Source organism: Exiguobacterium alkaliphilum 12/1 (genome assembly GCF_000714435.1).
GTDB lineage: Bacteria > Bacillota > Bacilli > Exiguobacteriales > Exiguobacteriaceae > Exiguobacterium > Exiguobacterium alkaliphilum.
Genome location: NZ_JJMW01000019.1, coordinates 208,679 through 234,303, shown reverse-complemented (window position 1 = coordinate 234,303; position 25,625 = coordinate 208,679). Strand labels below are relative to the sequence as shown.

27 protein-coding genes are annotated in these 25,625 nt (G+C 53.3%); 3 read left to right on the top strand and 24 right to left on the bottom strand.

The window, feature by feature from the left end; translation table 11 throughout:
- Positions 1–102: 102 nt before the first annotated feature.
- From RT52_RS04105 to RT52_RS04085, 5 genes are all read right to left on the bottom strand, one after another.
- Positions 103–807 (bottom strand): 3D domain-containing protein, encoded by a 705-nt coding sequence (locus tag RT52_RS04105; protein WP_156028769.1) that lies wholly within the window; start codon positions 805–807, stop codon positions 103–105.
- A 227-nt stretch (positions 808–1,034) separates the two neighbouring features.
- Complete coding sequence (locus tag RT52_RS04100) at positions 1,035–1,493, bottom strand: GDYXXLXY domain-containing protein (RefSeq protein ID WP_034815226.1); 459 nt, start codon at positions 1,491–1,493, stop codon at positions 1,035–1,037.
- Positions 1,490–2,674 (bottom strand): DUF2157 domain-containing protein, encoded by a 1,185-nt coding sequence (locus tag RT52_RS04095; RefSeq protein WP_034815224.1) that lies wholly within the window; start codon positions 2,672–2,674, stop codon positions 1,490–1,492. The genes RT52_RS04100 and RT52_RS04095 overlap by 4 nt, the downstream gene beginning before the upstream one ends.
- Before the next feature lie 17 nt (positions 2,675–2,691).
- A complete protein-coding gene (locus RT52_RS04090) occupies positions 2,692–2,892 on the bottom strand; it encodes a DUF2187 family protein (protein WP_034804917.1) in 201 nt (66 codons plus the stop codon).
- A gap of 41 nt (positions 2,893–2,933) precedes the next feature.
- Positions 2,934–3,560 carry an NUDIX hydrolase gene (locus RT52_RS04085; RefSeq protein ID WP_051690258.1) on the bottom strand — a complete coding sequence of 209 codons (627 nt, stop codon included), beginning with the start codon at positions 3,558–3,560 and terminating at the stop codon, positions 2,934–2,936.
- A gap of 97 nt (positions 3,561–3,657) precedes the next feature.
- On the opposite strand from RT52_RS04085, the gene RT52_RS04080 reads away from it, so the two are divergent.
- Entirely contained in the window at positions 3,658–5,199 is a 1,542-nt protein-coding gene (locus tag RT52_RS04080; RefSeq protein ID WP_051690257.1) for an FAD-dependent monooxygenase, read from the top strand.
- An 18-nt stretch (positions 5,200–5,217) separates the two neighbouring features.
- Here the strand turns inward: RT52_RS04080 and RT52_RS04075 are convergent, their stop codons facing one another.
- Positions 5,218–5,481 (bottom strand): hypothetical protein, encoded by a 264-nt coding sequence (locus RT52_RS04075; RefSeq protein WP_034804921.1) that lies wholly within the window; start codon positions 5,479–5,481, stop codon positions 5,218–5,220.
- Between the two features lie 100 nt (positions 5,482–5,581).
- On the opposite strand from RT52_RS04075, the gene RT52_RS04070 reads away from it, so the two are divergent.
- The gene (locus RT52_RS04070; RefSeq protein WP_034815220.1) at positions 5,582–5,884 is read left to right on the top strand and encodes a hypothetical protein; all 303 of its coding nucleotides are present in this window, start codon (positions 5,582–5,584) and stop codon (positions 5,882–5,884) included.
- Between the two features lie 50 nt (positions 5,885–5,934).
- Here the strand turns inward: RT52_RS04070 and RT52_RS04065 are convergent, their stop codons facing one another.
- The 8 genes from RT52_RS04065 to recU all read right to left on the bottom strand — a co-directional run bounded on the left by RT52_RS04065 (position 5,935) and on the right by recU (position 14,674).
- Positions 5,935–6,510, bottom strand: a complete 576-nt coding sequence (locus RT52_RS04065) for an NERD domain-containing protein (RefSeq protein ID WP_034815218.1) — start codon at positions 6,508–6,510, stop codon at positions 5,935–5,937.
- A gap of 18 nt (positions 6,511–6,528) precedes the next feature.
- Entirely contained in the window at positions 6,529–6,825 is a 297-nt protein-coding gene (gene gpsB, locus RT52_RS04060; protein WP_235193373.1) for a cell division regulator GpsB, read from the bottom strand.
- Positions 6,826–6,830: 5 nt separating this feature from the next.
- A complete protein-coding gene (locus tag RT52_RS04055; RefSeq protein ID WP_034815216.1) occupies positions 6,831–7,376 on the bottom strand; it encodes an SLOG family protein in 546 nt (181 codons plus the stop codon).
- Entirely contained in the window at positions 7,373–8,530 is a 1,158-nt protein-coding gene (locus RT52_RS04050) for a ribonuclease H-like domain-containing protein (protein WP_034804930.1), read from the bottom strand. The genes RT52_RS04055 and RT52_RS04050 overlap by 4 nt, the downstream gene beginning before the upstream one ends.
- Entirely contained in the window at positions 8,527–10,776 is a 2,250-nt protein-coding gene (locus RT52_RS04045; protein ID WP_034804932.1) for a DEAD/DEAH box helicase, read from the bottom strand. Before RT52_RS04045 ends, RT52_RS04050 begins: the two co-directional genes overlap by 4 nt.
- A 17-nt stretch (positions 10,777–10,793) precedes the next feature.
- Positions 10,794–11,354, bottom strand: a complete 561-nt coding sequence (locus RT52_RS04040; protein WP_245175459.1) for a hypothetical protein — start codon at positions 11,352–11,354, stop codon at positions 10,794–10,796.
- 80 nt (positions 11,355–11,434) lie between these two features.
- Positions 11,435–14,062, bottom strand: a complete 2,628-nt coding sequence (locus tag RT52_RS04035) for a transglycosylase domain-containing protein (RefSeq protein ID WP_034815214.1) — start codon at positions 14,060–14,062, stop codon at positions 11,435–11,437.
- 21 nt (positions 14,063–14,083) lie between these two features.
- Positions 14,084–14,674, bottom strand: a complete 591-nt coding sequence (gene recU / locus RT52_RS04030; RefSeq protein WP_034815212.1) for a Holliday junction resolvase RecU — start codon at positions 14,672–14,674, stop codon at positions 14,084–14,086.
- Between the two features lie 320 nt (positions 14,675–14,994).
- Here recU and RT52_RS04025 point away from each other — a divergent pair, with 320 nt between their 5' ends.
- Positions 14,995–15,846, top strand: coding sequence for a DUF3800 domain-containing protein (locus RT52_RS04025; RefSeq protein WP_034815209.1), 852 nt, complete (start codon positions 14,995–14,997; stop codon positions 15,844–15,846).
- 35 nt (positions 15,847–15,881) lie between these two features.
- On the opposite strand, the gene nth is transcribed toward RT52_RS04025, so the two are convergent.
- From nth to panB, 10 genes are all read right to left on the bottom strand, one after another.
- The gene (gene nth / locus RT52_RS04020) at positions 15,882–16,538 is read right to left on the bottom strand and encodes an endonuclease III (RefSeq protein WP_034815208.1); all 657 of its coding nucleotides are present in this window, start codon (positions 16,536–16,538) and stop codon (positions 15,882–15,884) included.
- A complete protein-coding gene (locus RT52_RS04015; RefSeq protein ID WP_034804943.1) occupies positions 16,538–17,125 on the bottom strand; it encodes a DnaD domain-containing protein in 588 nt (195 codons plus the stop codon). The genes nth and RT52_RS04015 overlap by 1 nt, the downstream gene beginning before the upstream one ends.
- Before the next feature lie 67 nt (positions 17,126–17,192).
- Complete coding sequence (asnS, locus tag RT52_RS04010) at positions 17,193–18,494, bottom strand: asparagine--tRNA ligase (RefSeq protein ID WP_034809104.1); 1,302 nt, start codon at positions 18,492–18,494, stop codon at positions 17,193–17,195.
- A gap of 20 nt (positions 18,495–18,514) precedes the next feature.
- On the bottom strand, positions 18,515–19,702 hold the full coding sequence (locus RT52_RS04005; protein WP_034809106.1) for a pyridoxal phosphate-dependent aminotransferase: 1,188 nt from the start codon (positions 19,700–19,702) through the stop codon (positions 18,515–18,517).
- Between the two features lie 16 nt (positions 19,703–19,718).
- Complete coding sequence (locus tag RT52_RS04000; RefSeq protein ID WP_034809109.1) at positions 19,719–20,201, bottom strand: hypothetical protein; 483 nt, start codon at positions 20,199–20,201, stop codon at positions 19,719–19,721.
- The gene (locus RT52_RS03995) at positions 20,198–20,383 is read right to left on the bottom strand and encodes a YpmA family protein (protein WP_021067223.1); all 186 of its coding nucleotides are present in this window, start codon (positions 20,381–20,383) and stop codon (positions 20,198–20,200) included. The genes RT52_RS04000 and RT52_RS03995 overlap by 4 nt, the downstream gene beginning before the upstream one ends.
- A gap of 63 nt (positions 20,384–20,446) precedes the next feature.
- Positions 20,447–23,257 (bottom strand): ATP-dependent DNA helicase DinG, encoded by a 2,811-nt coding sequence (dinG, locus tag RT52_RS03990; protein ID WP_051690254.1) that lies wholly within the window; start codon positions 23,255–23,257, stop codon positions 20,447–20,449.
- A 107-nt stretch (positions 23,258–23,364) separates the two neighbouring features.
- On the bottom strand, positions 23,365–23,748 hold the full coding sequence (gene panD, locus RT52_RS03985) for an aspartate 1-decarboxylase (RefSeq protein WP_034809114.1): 384 nt from the start codon (positions 23,746–23,748) through the stop codon (positions 23,365–23,367).
- A 5-nt stretch (positions 23,749–23,753) separates the two neighbouring features.
- Positions 23,754–24,584, bottom strand: a complete 831-nt coding sequence (panC, locus tag RT52_RS03980; RefSeq protein WP_034815203.1) for a pantoate--beta-alanine ligase — start codon at positions 24,582–24,584, stop codon at positions 23,754–23,756.
- Positions 24,581–25,417 (bottom strand): 3-methyl-2-oxobutanoate hydroxymethyltransferase, encoded by an 837-nt coding sequence (gene panB / locus RT52_RS03975; protein ID WP_034815202.1) that lies wholly within the window; start codon positions 25,415–25,417, stop codon positions 24,581–24,583. Before panB ends, panC begins: the two co-directional genes overlap by 4 nt.
- Between the last annotated feature and the right edge of the window lie 208 nt (positions 25,418–25,625).

The following is a 25,625-nucleotide window of genomic DNA, read 5'->3' as shown; positions in this document are numbered from 1 at the left end:
GGCTCATTCCTGTTATGGAAAGTCAAATATTAGTTTGCCCGAATAACGGCTCTTTTAAACAACAAAAGGTTCTCCCGGATGGAAGAACCTGACTTGGTCGATTTAGTTGATGGTGACTTGGATATGACGACGCCCCCATTGGATGGCTTCATCTTTCGTATCGACGAGCAAATCGACAATGTTTCCTTTGATTCGACCGCCCGTATCGAGTGCGATCGCATCCCCGATTCCCTCAAGGTGTACGACTGAGCCAAGTGGGATGACCGAAGGGTCGACAGCGATGATTCGCATACCGTTGTAGTAAATCGAGTCGGTCACGTCATGGCCCGTTGCCGTCAAGACACGGCCGTTGTATGAACCGTTATCAGCAGCATCGTTCGTGTAGGCGGTCGATTCGACTTGCAGGACGTTCGTTGCGACTTTCATCGAGACCGGCCGCGCGCTTGGAGCCGCCTCCGCTTTTGCTTCTTCTTTCTCTGCACGTGCAGCTTCGGCTTCTTTCGCCGCTTTTTCTGCAGCCTGTTTCGCCTCACGCTCAGCTTCCTCTTCAGCTACTCGCTTCGCTCGTTCAGCCTCACGTTTCGCTTGCTCCGCTGCGCGTCGTTTCTCTTCTGCGAGCTGCGCTTCACGCTGACGCTTTTGTTCCGCTTCACGTTCCATCGCTTGGCGTTCTAGTTCAAGCGGGTTTTGGACAATCTTTTGTTCCGTGCCGATTCCGATTTGCGCGGCTTCAGTTGCGGACGCGACGGCGAATACGCCTGTCATGGAGATGAAAAGGACGATCATATATTTAATGAATTGATTCATGGTTGATTAGCACCTTTCGCATTATGTAACGAACAGATGTTAATTTACCATGATTGGTCACACACGTGTGCGATTCATACCGAAGTGAAATATTCCTGACATATGACTTTTAAAATCGTTACAGATTGTAATATTTATATAAAACGGCGTCACAAAGCCATCAAACAAAAAAATTACAGAACCGTTACAACAAAGTGTGTAACGAATCTGTAATCTGTTTGCAAAACTTATTCGGCTTCGATTGGCCGCAACTCATGAGCTCGGACCATCCCCCAAGGAGCGATTTCGACGTCGACTTCGAACGTTTTCGCGCCTCGGATCAAGTCGGCTTCATCGTCCGTCACTCGATAAGAGCTCAAATCGTCGACATAAACTCGGCGATCGAAATAGTTCGCTCGAATCCCGCCGAAGAACGGTCTCGAACTGACGCGGTCAACCGTCGCATATCCGTCCTCTCCGGCTTTGAACGTCACATAGACGGTACCAGATTCGACGTCTTGACGTCCTTCGAACGCGTCATACTCTAAATAAATCGAGTCCCCGAAAAACGGGTCATACGGCTCATAAGAAGTCGCCTTGAACGTATACGTCTGACCGAACCACGAGACCGCATAGACGAGCAAGACGAATCCGACGGCGATGAGCACTTGTATAATCGGTAAGAGCCAAGGTGTCATGCGTTTCATGTCCGTACATCCCCTCTCGTCCGGTTACGCCACCACAGAGCGAGCGACAATCCGAATACGATGAGCGCCCCGATCAAGAAGAAGAGCGAGATGTCGAGACGATCCCACACGTAAATGAAGTAAATCGTCATTTGAACGATTAAAAAATAGATGAAAGCGAGCACAATCGGTTTACGTTGATGGTCTTGCCAGACGAGGTAACCGAGCGCGACGACTTCGAGTAGGACGGCGAGCAGAATACCTGAATCGTTGAATAATGAGAACGGGATGACAGCAAGCAGACTCACCCACATCAGCTCAGGACGCCGGTGCACCAAATAAATCCCGACGAGAGCGGCCGATAGGACCGTCGCTTCAATGACGGACGGTGGACGCTGGGACAGCCATCCTTCCGTCGCATTGATGAGATAGCCAATCGAGAGGATTGCTGCGACGAACAAGTACAAATAGTTCCATTGCGCACGTTCACGATAGATGAGAAACAGCACATGCATGATGACGAGCGCCCATAACGGCCAAAAGCGACCCTCATAGTTCGCGTATTGTCCGATTATGATGAGAAGGCCGTAGAAACCAAACCACGCGAAGATGCGGTCAAGCTCATGATTGGTGTAGTGGAACCAAACCCACGTGATGATGAGACCGAGCAAGATGAGCGTCAAGCCGATGCCTTGAAAGCTGTTCGTAATCGCCATAAACCCTCCGAGTGCCGCGATGAACGTGAAAATCGGATGTTGATAGATGAGCCGATGCAACACGGCGACACCGAACATGAGCCAAAACAAGAGCGGGAGTTGCGAGGACAAGTTATACGTCGTGAAGATGACGATCATTGTCGCAACGAAGAAGACGATGCCGAGGACACGGAACAATGTCACAAAGCGCTGTGCCCGTGTCTTCACTTGTTCGGCCGCCACATACATGCCGACCATGATGACGAGAAAAATCGCCACTTTTAGAAGGTCCGGGATGGCCTGCCAATTCGCAGCGACAAAACTGAACAGACTGAGCGCAAGTAAAATCGAACCGATGATTACGAGGATTGGCGGGTTGTGTTCTCGCTTGTCACGTACCGTCAATCGTTCATGTTCATAATCGACGAGCCGTTGCCCCGTCGCTTCATCCAACAACCCAGCCTCTTTCCATTCACGTACTTTTTTGTCAATGGACACCGGAATCATCCCTTTCGGATCAAAGGTCAGCTAGCGCGTTCAATCAATTCCAATTCTGATTTGAGTAAAACTTGTTTTTCAAATTCAAGTCCTAACTGTTGAAATTCTTCCATGATGGAAACGTCCCCGATGACTGTATTGGTCAGTACGGCAGTCACTTCCGCGACCCATCCTTCACGCGTTGATTTTACGATATCACCCACAACGAATTCTACAGACACACCCATTCACTTCCAATCTTAAATTTGTTTCTATCATTATAACGAAATTATATCCGTTTGAATACGTTTTCTTTTATGTGTTTAATGAATTGTGACAATATTTTTCCAGTAAGTCCCCAAATAATGTAGTCCTCATGTTCATAAAAAGGTTCTCTCATTTTAATTACCCGTTTTTCGTACGCTTTAGCATTCGCCATCCGGTCAAACGGAATATTTTGATCCGGATTCATCGTCCACTCCATCTCGCCGTGGAACGGGTCGATGTAAAGCAACGTTTCGACCGGGACCGTGAAGAGATGGTCGACTTCATCTGTCAGCTTGACGTCCGGCACGACAGGGATGATCCCGACGAACGGATAAATCAATTGACGATGCGGCGTCGCAAGCGGTTGCAGACGGCCGATGACTTCGATTTCTGCCTGCGGGAGCGTCAACTCTTCGCTCGTTTCACGGATGGCGGCTTCAAGCGGCGTCTCCCCTTGGTCCAACCGCCCGCCCGGGAACGCGATTTCTCCTGGTTGTCGCCGCATCGTATGAGCACGGACTTCAAAGACGACGTGCCACACCCCATCGACTTCGGTTAACGGAATTAAGACCGCCGCCGTCTGTTCATAATTCTCTTCCATTGAGAAGCTGTCACGCAGCTGAGTTTCATTGATTGACGAATCCTTCATTCCGAGTCACCTCACTCCTTATGTTTTCTACACTTCCACCGTTGTCTCCTCGTTTAAACGTGCCCAATGTCGGAAATATCAATATTAACGATAGGAGATGGTAGATGTGGACCAACAAGTAGACGTTTTGATTGTCGGTGCGGGCCCGACCGGCCTCACCCTCGCCTTGACCCTTGCTCGTTATGGGATCTCGTTCGAGATTATCGACCGCAAGACGACCCCGTCGAACAATTCGCGGGCAATCGGGATTCAACCGCGGACGATTGAGGTGTTCTCACGGCTCGACGTCGCTAAAGAGGTGCTCGATCGCGCTCGCACGATCGAGAAAGGAAACCTTTACTTTTCCGGGCAGTGGACGGCCAAGCTAGAGTTTTCAAGGCTTGTCACCCCTTACCCGTTCGTGACGCTGCTTCGTCAGAATGAGACGGAAGCGATTCTTGAACAAGCGCTCAATCGTCACGGCCACTTCGTGCGACGAGGTGAGTCGCTCATCTCGCTCACCCATTATCCGTCACGTGTACTCGCCCATCTCGAGGGCGACACCCCGCGGACGATTGAAGCGAAGTACGTCGTCGCGGCCGACGGTGCGAACAGCTCGATTCGTCGGATGCTCGCCTTGCCGTTCAGCGGCAAATCGTTCAAAGAGTCTTGGGTGCTCGCGGACATGAAGGCGAGATGGAATATCTCACGTGAGGAAGTGCATATCTTCTTTTCAAACCGTGGGGTGCTCGAAGTGTTCCCGTTGACAGACGATACGATTCGAATCACCGGGAACCTCGCAAACGACGAATCGTTCGACGAGTCAAAATTACGTGAATTGGTCGAACAACGGAGCCATATGCCCGTCGAAATCGATGAAGTCGAATGGTTCTCCTTGTTCCGGGTTCACAACCGGATGGTGGACGCGTTCATTCATAACCGGGTCATCTTGATGGGGGATGCGGCACACATCAACTCACCTGTCGGCGGGCAAGGGATGAACACCGGGATTGCCGACTCGTTCAACCTCGGTTGGAAACTATGGCTCCACCTGAAGGCCGGTGCCTCTTTTGGTGTCGTTTCGACGTATCGGGACGAACGGGAACACGTCGCGCGGAACGTCCTGCAGACGACGAACGTCGCGACCGAAGTGTTGCAAACGACGTTACCGATGCTTTTGCCGTTTCAAGCGCTCGGTGCGGACGTCTTCACCCGCGTCAACTTAATCAACCAAAAGATCACGGAACGAATTGCCCAGCTCCATCTCTCGTATCCGTCCCACTCCCGAATCCCGTTTCAACGAGTCGCGGAAGGGAAAATCTTCCCTGAAATCGAAATGATTCGAACGGATGACGGGATGCGCCAGAAGATTTCAGAAGTCGCGGACGGACGGTTCCAAGTACTCGTCCTCGATGATGGGTCCCGCGATTCGGCAGCACTGTACGACTATTTGAATGAGCATCAATCCTTTTTCCAAATCATCACGCTGTCGAAGACGAGCCGTCCCTTCTTCGACCAGGGCAACGAACTCGCCAAGTCGTTCTTCATGCGACGAGGCGTCCTCGTCATCCGCCCGGACGGCTATCTCCTCCATAAGCAACGGCATTTACGCCTCGCTCCGCTCCAAGAGAAGATGAGCGACTGGCTCCCGTTCGCATGACGCAGAAACGCTCGACTCTCAATTGGAGTCGAGCGTTTCTTTGTTGTAATACAAGATGCCCGGGGCAGAGAGCGTCAAATCATAAAACGCCTCGAACGCCTCGATGTCTTCAAGTTTTCGGAAATCGACCTTATTCGTCTCGCTGTTTGGGATGGCGACGATAATCCCTTCCGCCGTCGACTTGATCATCCCGGTCTGACCGTTATGGATTCGGATATAGAGCACATGTTCCTTCTCGAGCAGTTGAACCGCCTCGCGGCGTGATTGAATAGACGTTTTCACAAAATCCCCCTCTTCTTCTTTGAGTATACCGGGGAAAGTCGGTTGCTTTCAACCGTCGACCTCGATAAACTATTGTAAAGAAGGGGTGGAAGCTGTGGATATGGTTTGGACTGATTTTAGGACTTTAATGATTGTCGTGCTCGGTACGCTATTTGTCATTCTCGTAGCGGTTCGCACGATTCGGAACGTACGTTGGGTCCGTTTTGGCGAGGCGTTCGGGAAACAAGGCGAGGCATTGCTTGAGGATTATGCGTACTTGACCGAGAAAGGCATCGAGTGTCGGGTCGAACAAGGCTTGCCGACGGGACGGTTGTTTCGACCGCTCGCTAAAAACTTAGACGATCGGGTCGCGCTTTTCGTACATCGAAAAGATGAGGCCGCGGCGCGGAAATTGCTCAAATAAAACAACACCCTATCGCAGCGGGCTCAAGAGGCCCGGTTGCGATAGGGTGTTTATTTATGTACTTGTCGCTCTGAACAATAGTACGCGATTTGTTTGATGGTCGGCTCCGTCAACAGTTCGAGCTTCGTCTTAGAGATGACGTCGTCGACGATTTCGAACGACGATGCGCAGTTCGCGCGAAGTCGTTCGACCTTCAGTCGGCTCGTCTCGGGGAAAATCAGGAACGACGTGACCGGCACGGCTTGTCCGCACTGTCTTTTCAAACGACCACGGATTTGTTTCGTGATACTATCGAGCTCTTGAATCGGATGTGGGTGGATGGTCTTCCAACCGAGCGACGTCTCGTGACGGCATTCCCGATTCGACATGTGAACGGCCGAAGTCGTCCGATTGACTTGAACCAAAAACACACCTTTTGGCCCGACGAGGACGTAGTCGAACAACGTTGCATCCATCTCGACATGCTCAATCATCATCCAATCAAACCGGCACGTTTGCCGTAAAATCTCGACAAGCTCCTCAGTGTACGATTTAGCCGGTTCAATCACTTCCACTTTCGTGCGGAACAATCCTTTCGTCTGTCGTTTTTCCGGTTCTTTCGGTGCGGCCGTCAACACGTGTAACATCGCATCCACCTCCTCTCCTTATTCGCTCGGTCCGACTTGCTTGCCGAAGACGGCTTTTTCCAAGTTTGAAATACGTCGCAGCATATCATAGTTCGAGGCGACCGGTTGTGACGCTTTCACCGGTTCGGCTTGATCGCTCGATCCGCGGCGGAGCGACTCATTCTCTTGACGTAAGCGTTCGATTTCTTTCGCCATCTTCTCATAGTCACGGATGACGACGTCGAGAAATTGGTCGACCTCTTCTTGCGAATACCCACGGAGGGCTGTTTTGAATTCTTGTTTATAAATCGCTTCTGCTGTTAATTCCGTTTGCATCGTCTTCACTCCCATTGTTGTTCCCATTGTTTTTCTTCTTCAATGACCCGTAAGTCCTCAGGTGTAATCAAGAATAGCTCCATATGCTGTTTCCGTTTTGCCCCTTCGACGAGAAATCGAGGGCTTCCCCCCGTCTCTTCGTCAAACAAGCTGATGAGTCCTGCTGCTTTATCCAAAAAGAATGCAGTTTTTGCCCGAAGTTGGCTCGGGTCCTCATACGGACGTTGGGTCAACGGCTCAAAGAAATCCGCTTCGAGCTGAAGTTGGATGAACAGCTCCTGCTCATACGGCTTATACCGTTCCTCCATTTCCAAAAATGGAGGAAATACGGCAATCTTGATTGGATACGTTTCCCTTAACTCTAACAATACTTGTCCAGCCCACAATTCACAACCGTTTGTCCCACTAAAGATGAACCATTCCCCACCGAGCTCAATCGCCTCTACGATTTTGCGGCGATACGCCTCCTGAATGATTTCGATCCCTGGATGGTCGGCTTTGAAGATTCCTAGCTCATGCGGGCGATAACCGGTAATCGCGACGACTTTCATAAGCGCTTCCTTTCTAACCGGGCGAGCCGGTGTTGTAATTCACGTTGGGCACGGAATGCCGTCTGCTTCAACACCGTCCGCCTTGCTTCGACGAGTTCGAGGGCACGATTCGTATAGACGATGGCGCGGTCGATGTCTTTTGTCTGATGCTCAGCATGCTTGGCGAGTTCCGTTAGCGATTCGATGGAACCGACTTGTTCAAACAACGGCAACGCCTCGTCGATTTTACCGGTGCGCTTTAAAAGCATCGCCTGACGCATTTTCGCCAGTTTCGACGGGTTATCGAGTTGCGCGTACGTCTTCAAGGCCGCATCCTCATTTCCGAGGTCGCTCAACCAGTGCGCCCGCTCTTCCCCGAACATTAACCCATCGCCTTCGACGAGATGCGTGAGGCGGGTGTAGAGCGAAACGAGGCTCAAACAGTCGGCATGATGGTGTTCGATGACCGGACGTAAAATGTCCGGTTCTCGTTCTTTAACGTATTGGAAATAATGCATCGGGGCCAAAAAGCCCGGTAAGTCGTCAACGCGTTCATGCCCGAAGTGGGCTTCGACCGCCTTCAACGAAACAGATTCGAGCGTCGGTTTTAACAGCCGTCTCGATGCGTGCAACAAATCGACGTGTCCGACTGCCGGGAGTTCCTTCACTTTCGACTTCACGAACGTATGGCGTGTCTTGATTTGCGGCCAGTCAAACGACTTTCCGTTATAGGTGACGAAGCGGACCTCATCACCGATATCGTTCAAGAAATGATAATAAAACGCCGTCTCAAACGCCGGGTGGGGCAACACATACTGCACCATCTCGAGATGTCCTTCATGGATGCGGGCAAACCCGATTAAAAAGATGGACGTCCCCGACCCTCGTAGCCCGGTCGTCTCCGTATCCATGAACAGCACGCGATCGGTCGGGACGTCCACCGCAAAAAACGGATGCGTCGCCTCACGGACGGCTCGTCGGGCTTCTCCATATGTGAAGTCGTGATACATCGACTCGAGCGGATACATCTCTTTCAAGCGGACGCACCATTCTTTTTCGAACGTCAAAATCTCCCCACCGAGCGCCTTCCATTTCGCTTGTTCGACATCATCAGGCGTTTCGATTTGTTGTTTCGGTTCTGTCGTTTTAATCAAACGTGCTAATTTTGCTTTCATATCGTTCCTTTCAAGGCATGCAACTGATTGACGACCTGCTGTTTGAAGTCCCCGTAGCCGACCATCCCGACACAACTCGGACAGCCGCTCGCACAAGGGCAATCCTCGACGGTGCGCACTGCCGCCTCAAGGACAGCGTCGGCGTCACGATAGAGCGCCTCGCTCAACCCGATTCCGCCCGGATAACGGTCATACAGGAAGACGGTCGGTTTCGACGTATGGGTCGCCTTCATTTGAAGCGTCGTGAACAAGTCATGGCTGTCACACATGAGATATAACGGGGCGAGACGGCGTAACAAGTCACTCACCGCCTCGAGCTGGTCTTCCATATCAGCTTCCGAGTATGCGTAGCGCTCATCGAGCGTGAACCAAGTCGCCGTCGTGTGTAGCTCGCGTTCCGGCAGATGAATCGGGCCAGATCCGATATTCTCATGCGTCCCGAACTTGATTTTTTTGAACAACGTGGCCATCGCGATGACCGAAACCTCGCCAAACGTCTTCACTCCGTCCGATTTGTTCTCTTCTAGCACTTTCAGTTCGACAGCCAAGTTCGCGTCGGTGTAATAATCGACATCGACTTGCCGCACGTACGCCTTCTTCTCTTCGAAGTCGAGCTTTTCGACTTGATATTGTTCGGCACCATGCAAATAAATGGCTTCGTCATGCAACAACGTCATCGCGCTGAACGTATCCATCTCGCCGATGACGGCGTGTTTGGCCGTCTGGTCGACGATGACGACGTTTTCCTGATCCGACGTACGGAGTGAAATCTCGTGGGCCGGGAACGAATCCGTCATCCAGTAGTACTTATCGGCCCGCTCATGGAGGACTTGGGCGTCCGTCAAGAAATCGAGGATGTCTTCCGTGTCGACCGTCCCGAACCGTTCTCCTTTATGGAACGGCAACTCGAACGCCGCACACTTCAAATGATCGACGAGGATGATGAGATTGTTCGGGTCGAGTCGCGCCGCCTCCGGTGAACGATCCAAAATCAAATCGGGTTGCTCGACGACGAGCTGGTCGAGCGAGGACGACGAGGCGACGAAGATGACGAGCGACTCCGAATGCCGTCGGCCGGCCCGTCCGGCTTGTTGCCAAAGCGAGGCGACGGTACCGGGATACCCGTTCAAGACACACGCTTCCAATTGCCCGATATCGACGCCGAGTTCGAGCGCGTTCGTCGAGACGACCGCTCGAATCTCCCCGTCGCGGAGCCGGCGTTCGATTTCACGGCGTTCGGACGGCAAATAGCCGCCGCGATATCCGACAATCGACTTCGGTCCGAGCTCACGCCGTGTCAACTCTTGGAGATACGTCAACAGCACCTCGACGCGGACGCGGGAGCGGGCGAAAACGATCGTTTGAATGTCGGCCTCGACGAGCTTTGACGCGATCCGCTTCGTCTCGAGCGTGGCGCTACGGCGGATGCCGAGCGCCTCATTGACGACAGGCGGGTTATAGAAAATTAAATGCTTCTTTCCTTGTGGCGCACCGTTTTGGTCGACGAGGACGACATCTTCCTCGGTCAACCGTTCGGCCAACTCGACCGGGTTCGCAATCGTCGCCGACGTCATGATCCACTTCGGATGGCTCCCGTAATAGGCGCAAATCCGCTTCAGCCGTCGGAAGACGTTCGCGACGTGACTGCCGAATACGCCGCGGTACGTATGAAGCTCATCGACGACGATATACTCCAAGTTCTCGAACAAGCGAATCCACTTCGTATGGTGCGGCAAGATTCCCGAATGGAGCATGTCTGGATTTGTGATGACAATGTTACCGGCATCACGTACTTTCGTCCGAGCTGCCGGTGCCGTATCCCCGTCATAGGTGAAGCAGCGCAAGTCGCCTTCGAGCGCCTCGACCATCGACATGAGGTCGGTGTTTTGATCTTGAGCGAGCGCTTTGGTCGGATATAAGTAAAGCGCCCGGGCCGTCGGCTTCTCAATCATTTTTGAGAGCACCGGCAAATTGTAACAGAGCGTTTTCCCCGAAGCGGTCGGGGTGACGACGACCGTGGAATGGCCGCGTGCCGTCTGTTTAATCGCTTCGGCTTGGTGTGTGTACAACTTGTCGATGCCGCGCTCGTTCAAGACGCGCACGAGGTCGCGTGGAACGCTTGCCGGAATGTCCGCGAACTTTGCGGGACGGGCGTCGACCGTATGCCAGTTCGTGACATGACTATTGAAGCCTGGGTCGGTCTTGAGCGTTTCAATCATCTCTTCGACGGAACGCTTCTTTCGCATAAACTCACCTTCTCCTATCAAGAATTCGAAGGTGCAAGACGCTCCACGATGTCTTTCACTTGCCCGATCCGCTCGTCGCGAACGAGGCGATGAACGGCCGGCAACCGGAGCACTTCCATCGTGTTGAATGCGGCCGCCACATGTTCGTTCTCTTCCTCGAGGCGCTTGATCGCATCGTCATATAACAGATGCGTCGATCGGCCGAACAGGACGATGGTATGTAGCTTCGTGCATTTCGAATGGACCGCCTGTAAATGTTTCGTGTAGCGTTGCACCGCTTTATAGTAGTCATCGTGCGCCACGAGCGCACGACGTTTTCCGCGCAATAGTTCAGGATAAAATCGTTCGTCACCGAGAAACATCGTCTCGATCCCGATTCGTTTTAAATGCGAATGGCCCGCCGCGAGCGCGACGTCTCGATCATACAACAAACGTCCAAACGGGATGGACTCCCCGAGGAGGAGGCGTCCCATCTTCAAACCGTTGACACCGTGAAGCGGGAGACCTTCGTCATCCTCTTGCAGTCGATCGATTACAAATAACACTTTCATCTTACGTTTAAGAGAGAGTTGTACCATTTGTCACCATCCTATTCGCTTTCTTTTCATTATAGCAAACGGAACAGAAAAACAGGGCGATTTCAATCGCCCTGTGCGTGTTATTCATTGTTGCGGTCACTGTTTCCGTTCTCACGTCCACCGTTCCCATTGCCGCGGTTCTCGTTTGAGTCAGACGATTCTGAGTTGGACTGCCGTTCAAGGTCTGTTCCCGACTCTTCTTCCGCTGGAGGTTCTTCCTCCGTTGCCGGTTCTTCCGTCGTCTCTCCCGAGTCGCTGTTGTTGCCGTTATTGCCATTGTTGCCGTTATTATTGCCGTTGTTACCGTTCCCGTTATTGTCGTTCGACTGTTCCTCTTCGGTCGGCTCTTCAGCCGGCTGTTCCGTTTCCGGTTCTTCTTCTTCAGCCGGTTCTTGATTACGTTGAACCGTATACTGGGTTTGAAGCGGGCTCGACTGTTGCTCGCCGACGAGCGGATTCGTCGCCGTCGCGACAATCGTGAACGTGGTCGTCCCGTTCGTCAGACCAGAGATGTCGACACTCGTGTCTGACGTCGTGGCGACGACGCGCTCACTTCCGTCCGGTCGTTTCTCCGTCACGGTGAACGAAAGGTTTTGATACCCGTCCGCTTGCACCGCTTCCGTATTATACGACCATGTCAACGTGCCGCGGTCCGCCGGGATGTCGTAATTGATCGACGCGCCGGTCGGTGCCGGGAGCTTGTCCGGTTCGAGGTCTTTCGGCTTCGTCCCTTTGACGTACAGCTCGTTCCCGAGCGACAATACCGACTCCGGTTGCTGGAACGCTGCCGGACGACCGTTCGCGTTCGTCACTTCTTGCATCATATACTCGAAGTAGAACTGCGCGTAGTTCGGACTCATTACCCTTTCAGCCGTCTCGTTTGAACGACCGGTCCAGACGGAAATCGAGTAGTCGGTCGTATAGCCGGTGAACCATTTATCCATATCTTTGTTCGTCGTACCGGTCTTACCGGCGACGTCATACGGGAAGGCACCTGGTTGATACGTCCCGATTGAGGTGCTGACGACGTCACGGAGCATGTCTGTGAGCATGTACGCCGTATAGTCTTCCATCGCTTGTTTCGCTTTCACCGGCGAGTTGATCGTCGAGCCGTCATTGAACTCGATTTTTTGAATCAAGTGCGGCTTCGTGTACATCCCGTTCGTCCCGAGTGCAGCGTAAGCGGCCGCCATCTGCGACGTGCTCGCCTCGGCCGTACCGAGCGCGTTCGAGGCGTTCATCTCGTCGCCAGACATCGACGGCTCGATACCGAGATTTTGGACGAATGACTGAATCGCGTCTTGGCCGAACTCGTCCCGTACTTCATAGAAGGCACGGACGGCCGGTGTGTTCGCTGATACGGTCAAGAAGTAGCGCATCGTATTCGAGCCACGATACCCTTCATAGTAGTTGATTGGATTGTAATCTTCGTCTTCGAACGGGGCGTCACGGAGTACTTTCCCCGTCGACCATTGGCCGTTCTCAATCCCAGGTCCGTAGTCGAAGAACGGCTTCGCCGTCGAACCGATTTGACGCTTCTCGCGTGAGAAGTCACGATAGTTCTTATCGCCTTGCTCCGCTTGTTGGCTGTCAATCAAGGCGACGATTTCACCCGTCTTCGTATTGAGGACGGTCGCCCCCATCCGTAGGTCTTCCGGGAAGACGTTTTCGACGTTCATGAAATCGACGTTGTTCGATTTGATGTCGTTGTTGAACTTCGTATGCAAGTCTTTATCGATTGACGTATACACTTTGAGCCCTGCGCCATAAATGTCTGCCTGTTCGAGGCCATAGTCTTCCTCGAGCTCGGCTTGGACGCGCGCATAAATCGCACGCGTGTACGACTCGCCGTCCGTCTGTGGTGCCGGCGAGATGACGTCCGCGATCTCGACGTTGAGCGCTTCATTGTATTGCTCTTCCGTGATATGACCGTCACGCTTCATCGCGGCGAGCACTTGCTCTTGACGATAACGCGTCAGTTCTTGGTCACCACTGATTGGGTCATATGCGCTCGGACGCTGTGGCAGACCGGCGAGGATTGCCGCTTCCTGATAGTTCACTTCCGATACAGGCTTGTTGAAGTAAGCCTTTGAAGCCGACTGTACCCCGTATCCGCCTGAACCGTAATAGTTGATGTTCAAGTACATTTCGAGAATCTGCTCTTTTGAATATTCACGTTCGAGTTTGATGGCGAGCCATTGCTCTTGAATCTTCCGCTTCATACTCTTCTCACTCGTGAGCATCGATTGTTTGATCAGCTGTTGCGTGATCGTCGAGCCACCCTCGGACCCGAACCCGCTCGTCAAGTTGGCGAGGACCGCCCCGCCGATTCGGCGGATGTCGATTCCGTTATGTTCGTAGAAACGACGGTCTTCAATCGAGACGACCGCTTGTTGCATCACTTCAGAGATATCATTGATTGACACGTATTCGCGAACTTGGCCGCTTTCGAGCGGTTCCCCATTCGCTGAGATCAATTGAATCGGATACGTCTTCACCAACTTCTCTTCGTCGAGCGGTGGTGCGGTCGCGATTGCATAGGCGGAATACGCGCCCGCCGCGACAACGCCGATAATGAATAGTAATGTTGCGAGTAAAAGAATACGGCGCCAGATCGGCTTCTTCGTTTTCGGTTTTGACTGTTTCGTCGTCTGTTTACGTTTATTGGTCGTCGTGTCTTGCCGACGTGCCACCCGACTTCGTTCCATTCATGATTCACTCCTTCTATTTCAATCGAGCCATGCTTCTAGCGCCGCCAAATAATCGACGGCCGGCATCGCCCGGGTTGGAACTTCGATTGCATGTTGTTCAATGAAGCTGAGCGGGATTGATTTTCGTCCCGTCTCACGTTGTGCCCACCAGTCTAACAACTGGTCTGCTGACAGCACATATTGCGTATTATAGCGGCTAAACCGGATGATGACAAAGCAAATCCCTCCATGTTTCATACAATCACGCATGTGTGTGATTTGATGGTCATGAAAGTTACCGAGTGGGAACGACGTCTTATTGTTCGTCTCTTTCGCTTCGAAATCGATATATTTGCCGCGATACACCCCGTTATAGTCGGTCGTCGACGCTTGTTTGAAATACGCTTCCGTCACTTTCGCGGCGCTCCGTTTCGGATAATCGACTTTGACGATCTGTAGTGGCGTCGGTTTCTTATGGATGACCGCCTTGCCGTGGATTCGATAATACTCGTTCGTCTCGTTGAGCAGCGTCTCTAAGTTCATGCCTCGGTTCGCATACGTCGGACGCTCCGAGCGAATCGGTGCCCGACTGTCGGTTGATGCTTTCTTTCCGTTCGGATAGTGGAACATGTCGTCACCCCTACAACTCATTTTAGCAGGTTGGCCCACTCGTTCCTTCCGTCTAAGGTCTGATTGTCGAGTTCTGTCGCTCGACTGTCTCGTGGATTTTCCGCAATGCATATCGTACCAAACTCTTGTATGTTAAACTAGTATGTAGTGTATTGTGTAGTCAAATTGACACAAGCTTGTTACGGTGCTACTAAATACTTTTCTACAATAAGTCTTCTACTAGTTAACCCTTTCATCAATCCGATAAACACGATTGATGAAACTTATAAAAAATAGAGGCGCTTGAGATGAAAGAGATAAAGCTGTGTTGGAGGGGTACGATGGATAACGGAAAGAAGTACGTGATGTTTGTCGATGAGACGGGTACACCGAAGGGAAATACGCAATTTAATTTGACGGGTGTCCTCATGGAATACAAGTATGCGATTGACGCCGACGAGGCCGGAATGCCGTGCGAGCTGAAACGTCGTCTTCACGCGTTCAAGCGAGACGTGTTCAAAACGGAAAACATCCCGCTTCATCTGAAAGAGATTTTAAAGGCCGAGCATCCTTACGGAAAAGAGGATGGGATCACGATCGATATGCTCCGTGACTTTTGGAACAAGTTACCGGACTTCCTACGTGACATCAATTGTACGATTATTAGCGTCGAGGTCGATAAACAGAAGCTACAAGACTTCTACTCGACACCGAAAGACCCTTACGTCGTCGCGTTCGCGCATTTGATGAAGTCGTTTTACGCATTTCTTGAAGAGACCGAAGCGGTCAGTGCCCGCGTCGTGCTCGAATCGCGTGACGATTACCAGAATCTACTCATTCAAAAGGCGTTTTTTGACATTTTCAACTCAGGGACGGTCCACCTCGATGTCGAAAAGAGTCGACAAAAAATCAAAGGCTTCATCTTCTCCGAGAAACAAAACACGATTTATCAGTCCGGGCTCGAAATCGCAGACCTCGTCTGTCTGCCGCTCTCGCGCGTCCGTCGCGGGGTCATCGAAGTCAAACCGCGGTTCGTCCATTATGGGGATGAGAATCGCATCTTTAAAGCAATCAAGGACAAGATTTACATTCGTAAAGAAAGTCCAGACCAAGACTTCCGAAACTGGGGCTTCAAAAAAGTCCCGATCACGAAAAAGCGCCGCGAATGGAGCGACCATCCGTGGAACCACTAAAAAACTGCCTCGTAGCGTTAGCTACGGGGCAGTTTTTATGTCGCTTTTATCGACTTCATCCGCTTTTTCCCTTCCCGGCACATGTGCAGGAGCGGGCACGTCTCACAAGCCGGGCGTTGCGCCTTACAGTGATACCGTCCAAAGAAGATGAACTGATGATGCAGCTGCGACCATTCCTCACGCGGGAACTTTTTCATGAGCGTGTCCTCGACTTGACGGACGTTGTCTTTCCAGCGACAAATCCCGAGTCGTTTCGAGACGCGCTCGACGTGCGTATCGACGGCGAACGCCGGCTCATGGAACGCGACCGACAAGACGACGTTCGCCGTCTTGCGACCGACGCCAGGCAACGCCTCGAGCGACGCCCGGTCGTCCGGGACAATCCCGTCATGAAGCGTCACGATTTGCATCGATAGCGCCTTCACGTTCTTCGCTTTGTTCCGATACAATCCGATGCGCTTGATGAGCGACTCGATTTCCGAGACGTCGGCTGCCGCCATCGCTTCGACAGTCGGGAACGCCTCGAATAGGCCTGGCGTCACTTTGTTGACGAGCGCGTCCGTCGCCTGAGCCGATAACGCGACGGCGACGACAAGCTCGAACGGATTGCGATGCGTCAGCTCACAGTGCGCATCCGGGAACATCTGTCGCATCGTGTCTGATACTTCGTTTAGTTGGGCCCGGGTCAACATCATTTGTTCCTCCGTTGATATTCGACGACATCCTCAAGCGACTGGACGTTATGGTCTTGCCAGACGCGCAAGATTTTATCCATGTACTTGAAATTCCGCACGTTCCGGAGTTTTGCTTCCCGAAGGGCGGCCAGCACCAACTCTTCGCTAAACCCGTCTTCGGTCAGCCAGCCGACGATTTGCTCGATTTCAAACGGGGTGATCGTCCCGAATTCGCGCTCGAACGTATGAATCAAGTTCTCATTCAACGCATGCGGCGTCTTGACGGTCACCGTCTCCTCCTCGAGCGCTTCAAACAACGGTAACAGGCTGTATCGTTCCACGTCAGCCGAGGCATCGATGGCAATCAATTCTTTTTGCAACAAACCGAGCAAGACGGCACGTGCTTCATGCTCGGCCACGTTCATCCGTTCCCCGAGCTCGCTCGGGAGCGGCATCTCGATACCTTCCCCGGTCAGTTCGAGCAAGTGGACGACGAGACAAAACTCGACCGGGCTAAGGTCCAGCCGGCGTGCGTCCGTGAACAATTTACGCGGGACGACGACCGGGCTCTGTTCGAACAGTTTGATTAGACTATGTGCATTCATGGCGCACATCCTTTCTAAACACATCAATCGGGGAAGACGTCAAACGTCATCCCCGATTCGGCGATTATTATGGGTGAATCCGGTTCAAAAGACGTGGGAACGGAATCGCTTCGCGGATATGCTCGATTCCGCTAATCCAAGCGACGGTGCGCTCGAGACCGAGTCCGAAACCTGAGTGCGGCACTGAACCGTACTTCCGGAGCTCGAGATACCAGTCGTACGCGTCCGTCTCATCGAGGCCTTCTTTGATGATTTCTTCTTTCAAGCGGTCATAGTCGTCTTCACGCTGTGAACCGCCGATAATTTCTCCGTACCCTTCCGGTGCGATCAAATCGGCACAGAGGACGAGATCCGGGTTCTCCGGGTCGACTTTCATATAGAACGGCTTAATCTCTTTAGGCCAGTGCGTGATGAATACCGGCTTGTCATGTGCGTTCGCGATGGCCGTCTCGTGCGGTGCACCGAAATCGTCGCCATACTCGATATCATCGAATCCTTCGGCTTTTAGGAACGTGATTGCGTCCGCATAACGGATGCGTGGGAACGGTGCTTGAACTTTCTCAAGCTTCTCCAAGTCGCGCCCGAGCAGTTCGAGCTCGTTGCGGCAGTTCTCAAGTGCCGACTTCGCCAAATACGAGACGTAACGCTCTTGAAGGTCGAGACTCATATCATGATCGAAGAACGCCATCTCAGGCTCGATCATCCAGAACTCGATTAAGTGACGACGTGTCTTCGATTTCTCGGCGCGGAACGTCGGGCCGAACGAGAAGACTTTTCCAAGCGCCATTGCCGCGGCTTCCATGTATAGTTGTCCTGTCTGAGACAAGTATGCCGGTTGACCGAAATAGTCCGTTTCGAACAACTCCGTCGTCCCTTCCGGCGCGCTTGACGTGATGATCGGCGGGTCGATTTTGACGAATCCTTCTTGGTTGTAGAACTCATACGTCGCCCGAATCAATTCGTTCCGTACTTTCATGATCGCGTGCTGGCGACGCGAACGGAGCCAGAGGTGACGGTTGTCCATCAAAAACTCCGTCCCATGCTCTTTCGGCGTGATCGGGTAATCGACCGACTCGGCGATCACTTCCATGTCTGACACTTCAAGTTCAAAACCGAGCGGCGTGCGGCCACCGTCTGACTTGACGTTCCCTGTCACCCAGACCGATGTCTCTTGCGTCACACCTTTGGCGAGTGCGAACAGCTCTTCGGCCACATCGGCTTTGACGACGACGGCTTGGGCGAACCCGCTCCCGTCCCGGAGCTGAAGGAACGCGATTTTCCCGCTCGAACGTTTATTGGCAATCCATGCACCGACGCGGACCGTCTGTCCTTCGTAATCTTTAAATTGGTTGATTGAAATAGTTGTCATTGTCGTTTCCATCCTTTCGCTTATCGAGCGTTCTCTTTAATGAAAGCTTCCACTCGATCGAGCGCTTCTAATACTCGCTTTAACTCCGTCGCATAGGAGAGTCGTACGTAATCGTCTTGACCGAAGCCAGAGCCCGGGACGAGCGCGACGAACGCTTCACCGAGGACAGCCTCGCACCAAGCGTCGACCGAGTCGTATCCGCTCATCGATGCCGCTTCTTTGGCGTTGGCGTATAAGTAAAATGCACCTTGTGGTTTCAAACATGTGATTCCTGGAATTTGAATCAATCGGTTATAGACGATGTCGAGGCGTTCCTCGAACGAGACACGCATCATCTCAACGTCATCTTGCGGCCCGTTATACGCTTCGACCGCGGCTGCTTGCGCGACGGACGTCGGGTTCGACGTCGAGTGCGAGGCGAGGTTCGTCATCGCTTCGATAATCGTTCGGTCACCGAGCGCATAACCGATGCGCCACCCTGTCATCGCATGCGACTTCGAGACGCCGTTGATGATGATTGTGCGTTCGCGCATACCCGGAAGTGTCGCAATCGAGACGAACCGGTCATCTCCGTAGACGAGCTTCTCGTAAATCTCATCGCTGACGACGAGCAAATCGTGGCGTTTGACGACGTCCGCGAGTTCTTCGAGTTCCTGTTCGGTATAGATCATGCCGGTCGGGTTGGACGGGCTGTTCAAAATGACCGCTTTCGTCCGATCCGTGATGGCCGCTTCGAGCGAAGCCGGCGTCAATTTGAACGACGTCTCTTCCGTCGTCTCGACGTACACCGGTTCCCCGTCCGCGAGTTTTACTTGTTCCGGGTAACTGACCCAGTACGGGACCGGGATGATGACTTCGTCCCCTTCATCAAGAATCGCTTGGAACAGGGCATACAAGGCATGCTTCGCCCCAGAGGCGACCATGACCTCGTTCCGTTCAAAGACGAGGTCACTGTCGCGCTTCGTCTTGTCGATAATCGCATCTTTCAATGCAACCGTGCCCCCTGAAGGCGTATATTTCGTATCGCCTTCCCGGGCAGCGCGGCAGGCCGCATCGATGATTCGGTCTGGCGTGTTAAAGTCCGGCTCGCCCGCCCCAAGACCGATGACGTCTTGTCCTGAAGCCTTGAGCGCTTTCGCTTTCGCCGTGATGGCGAGCGTCGTCGACGGCGTCAATTGTTTAACCCGTTTTGCCAATAGATGTTCCATCGTGATCCCCCTCTACTTATAACGACGCGTCCGTCAGTTCGACCCGTCGGATAAATTCTCCAGTTTGAAGCGTATAGTATGAATACGTGTATGACGCGTTCGCCTTTGTCACCACTTCGACTAAGGCACGTTCATCGAAGCCATATGTGCAGCTGACGAGTGTCCCGCCCGTCTCTGCGAGTGAATCGTTACAAATTTGATCCAAATCAACGTTCGTCACGTCACGGACGACAATCGGTTGTTCCTCATCGACCGGAACGAATAGGACGTTTTCTGCGTTCTCGAAGACGACGTAAGGTTCAGTGCCGTTATAGAGCGTCGCCCGATCGACTGTCACGCCTGCTTGCTCCGTCTCAAGACGTTCTCTTGCCTCGCCGATCATGGCATCTTTCACACGCTCGGTGTGGCCGATCGTGAACCAATACACACCACTAAAGACGATGACGACACCAATCAGTGCCGTCACGAGTGCGATCACTACTTTTGACTTACGTGTCATTCCGTCCGATAGATGGTGAACACCATCTCTTCTTTCTTCGGATCATTTACTTTTTTCTCTAACGCCAAACCAAACATTAAATCTTGGCCCTTGAGCGTCCGATTCAACAAGTCGACGATTTTATAGACGTCTGCGGTCGGCTCGATGCGAACGGTCGCGAGCGTTTCGATATTTGAATTCATGGTCCATCCTCCTTCGAACACTATACCCATCATTATAAAACGATAACTTCTTCATGCCTAGCGTTATCTGTCATTTCCTAGGCCGGTCTTCGCTTTGTCGTCCAAAAAAAGTTCAAGTTCTGCGAGCGCCGTCTCGATTGGTCCTTCGATTCGGTCGACGGCGGGCAGACTATTGAGGAATTGCTTGCCGTAACGCGTCGTCTCGACACGGCGGTCAAAGACGAAGATGGCGCCGTAGTCGTCTTTCGAACGAATCAACCGGCCGACCCCTTGTTTGAAACGGATGACGGCCTGTGGCAAGGACAGTTCAAAGAATGACGATTTTCCGGTCGCCTCAATCTTCTCACCCCGGGCTTGCATGACGGGCTGGTCCGGCGGTGCGAACGGTAGCCTGACGATGATGAGACACGTGAGCGCCTCGCCTGGGATGTCGACGCCTTCCCAAAAGCTAGCCGTACCGAACAAAATCGACTGATCGATGCGCTTGAACTGCTTCGTCAACCGACTTCTCGATCCGCCGCTGACACCTTGGGCGAGAAGCGTATATGCTTCGTCGAGTTGGTCTTTCACCGCCTCATGCGTCAGGCGTAGCAGTTCGTTCGAAGTGAACAACACGAGCATGCGCCCTTTTGTGACGTTGGCAATCTTTGCGATGGCGTCCGCGGTCTGTTCGACGAACTGTGGGAGCGGCACTTCATTGATGAGCGGGAGGTCGGACGGGACGAACAGCTTCGCCTGACGTTTGAAATCAAACGGCGACGGCAAGACGACACGCCGCACGTCTTCCCCGTCTAACCCGAGCCGACGCTCGATGAAGCCGAACCGTCCCGACACCGTCATCGTCGCCGACGTCAAAATCGTCGGCCGCTTGTTGAACAGCCGCTCGTGGAGCAACGGACCAATCTCGACCGGTTGCGTGTAAACCGAAGTCAGCTTTCGATTCGCTAGGTTCAGCTCGACCCAACTGACCGAGTCGTCATCCCGGGCGAGCATCGTCTCGAACAAGACGCTCTCGAGTTCGCGCACATCCCCGATAAACGCCTTGAAGTCCGCGATGACGGCCCGTTGCTTGAACGTCATATGTTCTTTATGTTCATCAAGAAGGCGGTGCATCTGCCGGAGCGACATCCGCAATGTCCGTAGTTTCGATTCGAGTCGTCTCGCCACTTCCCGAATCGGCTGGAAGGCGTTCCCTTCTCGTTCAAAGCGCACCGTTTGACGAGGCTCTTTCTTCTTGCCGAGCGAGTAAAGCGCCGTCAATAGGTCATCGAGCTCCGCGTCGACTCCTGCGAGCGCGACGTCCGTGTCACGGCTGAACGCCTCCGTCTCTTCTGACACCGACGTCAGATCGGCGAGTTGCAACAACCGTGAGTGAAACTTCCCATCGGCCCCGTACCCGAACCATTTGAACACACGGTCGAATTGGAGCGCATCGAACGTGACACCGAAATGATGGGACGCGACTTCCTCAACTTGGTGCGCCTCGTCAAGGACGAGCGGTGTATCGGTCGGCAAAATCCCGGCCTGATGCTGAAGGTCGGAGAATAAGAGCGCATGGTTCGTCACGATGATATCCGCCTCTTTCGAGCGCAAGACGGCCCTTGTGAAGAAGTCCCGGCTATACCATGGGTCGAAGCGCCCGAACTCCGAGGCCGCGTCCGCTTGAATCAACCGTTTGAACGAGGCAGGCCCTTGTGTGGCCGCTCCAGGTAGCGATAGCTCCTCTAGGTCGCCCGTCTCGGTCTCCGTCAACCAGACGAGCACCATCGCTTTGCACATCCCCGTGAGCAGTCCGTCCGTCTTTTCCTCGAGGACCGCCTCGAACTTCCGTAAATCGATGTAGTTGCGGCGACCTTTCAACAGCGTGAACGCCACTTCCGGGAATATCGCCTGTAAAATCGGCAAGTCCCGATTGAGCAGTTGTTCCTGCAATTGAATCGTATGTGTGCTGACGACGACGGGCCGCTTCGTCTCGAGGGCATGGTGCGCACTCGGGATGAGGTAGGCGAGCGTCTTCCCTGTCCCCGTCCCCGCTTCGACTAACAAGGTCGCCTCGTCGTCGAGCGCCTTGTAGACGTGCCGCATCATCTCGAACTGACTTTGCCGCGGTTCGAACTGATGGAACAATGACGGAAGCGTCTCTTCAATCGTCCGATGGAGGAACGGCTCGAACGGTTCGCGTTCGACCGCTTCGACGTGCGCGTCCGTCAGACGTCTCAAGGCAATCTTGCGATGAATGTCATAATTCGTTTCGTCATCCGGACGAATACCGACCTCGACAATCAACTCATCGAGTAACGGTTCGATGTTGCTCGTCCAAGACTCAGACAAGCGCCGGAGCTGTTTGAGCGTCACGACCGGCAGATCTCGGAGCCGTTCGATTTGACGGATGAACAGCTCTGCCGTAGCCTCGGCATCACTGAGCGCCCGGTGCGCATCCGTATGCACCAGGTCGAACGTGTCGGAGAGCGCCTCGAGGGCGTGACTTTCAAGGGTCGGGTAAAGGATTCGGGCCAGTTCGACCGTGTCGATGGCCCGTCCTTCAAAGCGCATATACCCGGCCTGCTCCAAACTTTCATTTAAAAAATTCAAATCAAACGTGACGTTGTGGGCGACGAAGATGCGCCCGTCTAACATCTTCCATATGTCGGGAATGACCTCTTCAAACGTCGGGGCATCCGCCACATCACGATCGGTGATCGTCGTCAACTGCGTGATAAAGGGTGGGATCGGACGACTCGGTCGAATCAAGGTACTGTAGCGCTCAATCACTTCACTCCCTTGTACGACTACCGCCGCGAACTCAATCAGTTCGTCGCCGGATTTAACGGAATGACCGGTCGTCTCTAAATCCACTATCACATAAGTGTCCATAACATCCATCCCATCTTCGGCACGCGCGTGCTTGCTATCTGTCTCATCTTACCATAGAACGAAAGACGAAAAAACGGGGACGCCTATACTAGACGCCCCCGTTCGCTTCACAATACTGTGTGTGCAATCTCTTCATAGAGCAATTGGTCGACCTCGTTGCGTTCGTTCAAGACGGCCACTTTCGGACGATGCATTTTCGCTTCTTCCGCCGTCATTTGACCATACGCCATGATGATGACGACATCGCCGACTTGGAAATGTCGCGCTGCGGCCCCGTTCAAACAAATGACGCCTGAGCCGCGCTCGCCTTTGATGACGTATGTCTCGATGCGGGCCCCGTTATGGTTGTTCGTGATGTGCACATGTTCGTTTTCCATAATGCCGACCGCATCCATCAAATCCTCATCGATCGTGATGGAGCCGACGTAATGCAAGTTCGCTTCGGTGACGGTCGCCTTGTGTAGTTTCGCGTGCATAAATGTTCGAATCATTCGATTCATCCTCTCTTCCAAATCACATTATCAATCAGGCGGGCCCGTTCGAACTGCACCGCCACGGCAATCAATAGTTCGGTCGATGCCGAGGTCGCCTCGGTCAACGTCGGATAGTCTTTCACTTCGACATAGTCGATCATGCTATTCGGAATGTTTTGCAACCGTTCCTCGAGTCGTGCCATCACGTCTCGGAGCGGCTCGCAGTCTTCAAGCGCGTCGTACGCATCGGTCAAGGCGCGGTTGATTTCGCTCGCATCCGTTTTTTCCACGTCTGACAGATAGACGTTCCGTGACGACTTCGCGAGGCCCGACGGTTCGCGAATAATCGCACATCGACGAATCTCGACCGGGACGAAATAGTCGCGGACGTAACCTTCGATTAGAGCGACTTGTTGCGCATCCTTTAATCCGAAATAGGCGCGTGTCGGATGGACGAGATTGAACAGCTTCGATACGACGGTCAAGACGCCATCGAAATGACCGGGACGACTCGCCCCGCATAAGACGTCCGCGCCGGTCCGTACCGTCACCCGTGCCATATCGAGCGGATACATCGTCTCGGTCGTCGGATAGAACAACACGTCGACACCTGCCTCACGGGCGAGCGCCTCGTCTCGCTCAAAGTCACGCGGGTAACGGTCAAGGTCTTCGTTTGGCCCGAACTGGGTCGGGTTGACGAAGATGCTCATGACGACGAGATCGTTCTCGGCTTTGGCCGCCTCGACGAGACTGAGGTGCCCTTCATGTAAATAGCCCATCGTCGGGACGAAACCGATCGTCCCGGCGTCTGTCAACAGTTGCTGCAACGCGCTCGGTGTCGTGACGATGTTCATGCCTTGCCCCCGTAGAGCGTGTCGAGCAAAGACTCGTCCATCGTGAACGTGTGCCGCTCGAGCGGGAATGAACCGTCTTTCGTCGACTCGACATAATGGCGAATTGCCGTCGTCGCCACTTCGTTCACGTCGGCATACGCCTCGACGAACTTCGGTAACCGGTCGACCCCGTATTTCAAGATGTCGTGATAGACGAGCACTTGTCCGTCGACGTCGGCCCCTGCCCCGATGCCGATGACCGGAATCGTGAGCGCCGCGGCGATCTTTTTCGCCAATTGGTGCGGGACACACTCTAACACGAGCATCTTCGCACCGACACGCTCGGCCTCGAGGCTGTCGGCAATCAACTGTTCGGCATCCTCAAGTGACTTGCCTTGTACTTTGTAGCCTTCGAGCACGCCGACCGATTGCGGCGTGAGACCGAGATGGGCGACACAAGGCATGCCGACCTTCGTCAGCCGCTCGATTGTCTCGAGCACCTCGCCCGCCCCTTCGAGCTTGATGGCGTCGGCTTGTCCGTCCTGGAACAAGGACGCCGCGGCTTGGAGCGTCCGGTCAAAATCACCGTGATAGGTCGCAAACGGCATATCGACGACGACGAACGTGTCACGCGCCCCGCGGCGTACCGCCTTGGCGTGATGAATCATATCTGCCGTCGTCACAGGAATCGTCGAGTCGTAACCGAGTACGACCATCCCGAGCGAATCGCCGACCAAGATGATGTCGACCCCCGCCGCCTCGGCGAGTTTCGCCGACGGGTAGTCGTAGGCGGTCAACATGACCAGTTTCTCTTCTTGTTTCATCTTTTTGAGTAGTGAAGTCATCGTGTGCATAAAATTCTCCTCCTAGTTGGGAGACAGGAAAGAAAAAGCGCCTTCTTATCGACAAGAAGGCGCACGAAAGCAAACTCAAGGGTTGAGTGTCCTTCTGTCCCTGTCAAAATGATCAAGGCAGACAAAAATGTGAGTGACGGTCTGCAGTCCGGTACACTTCGCGAGCGATAGCGTCCGACACACTCATTATAGACCACGTCAAGCATTC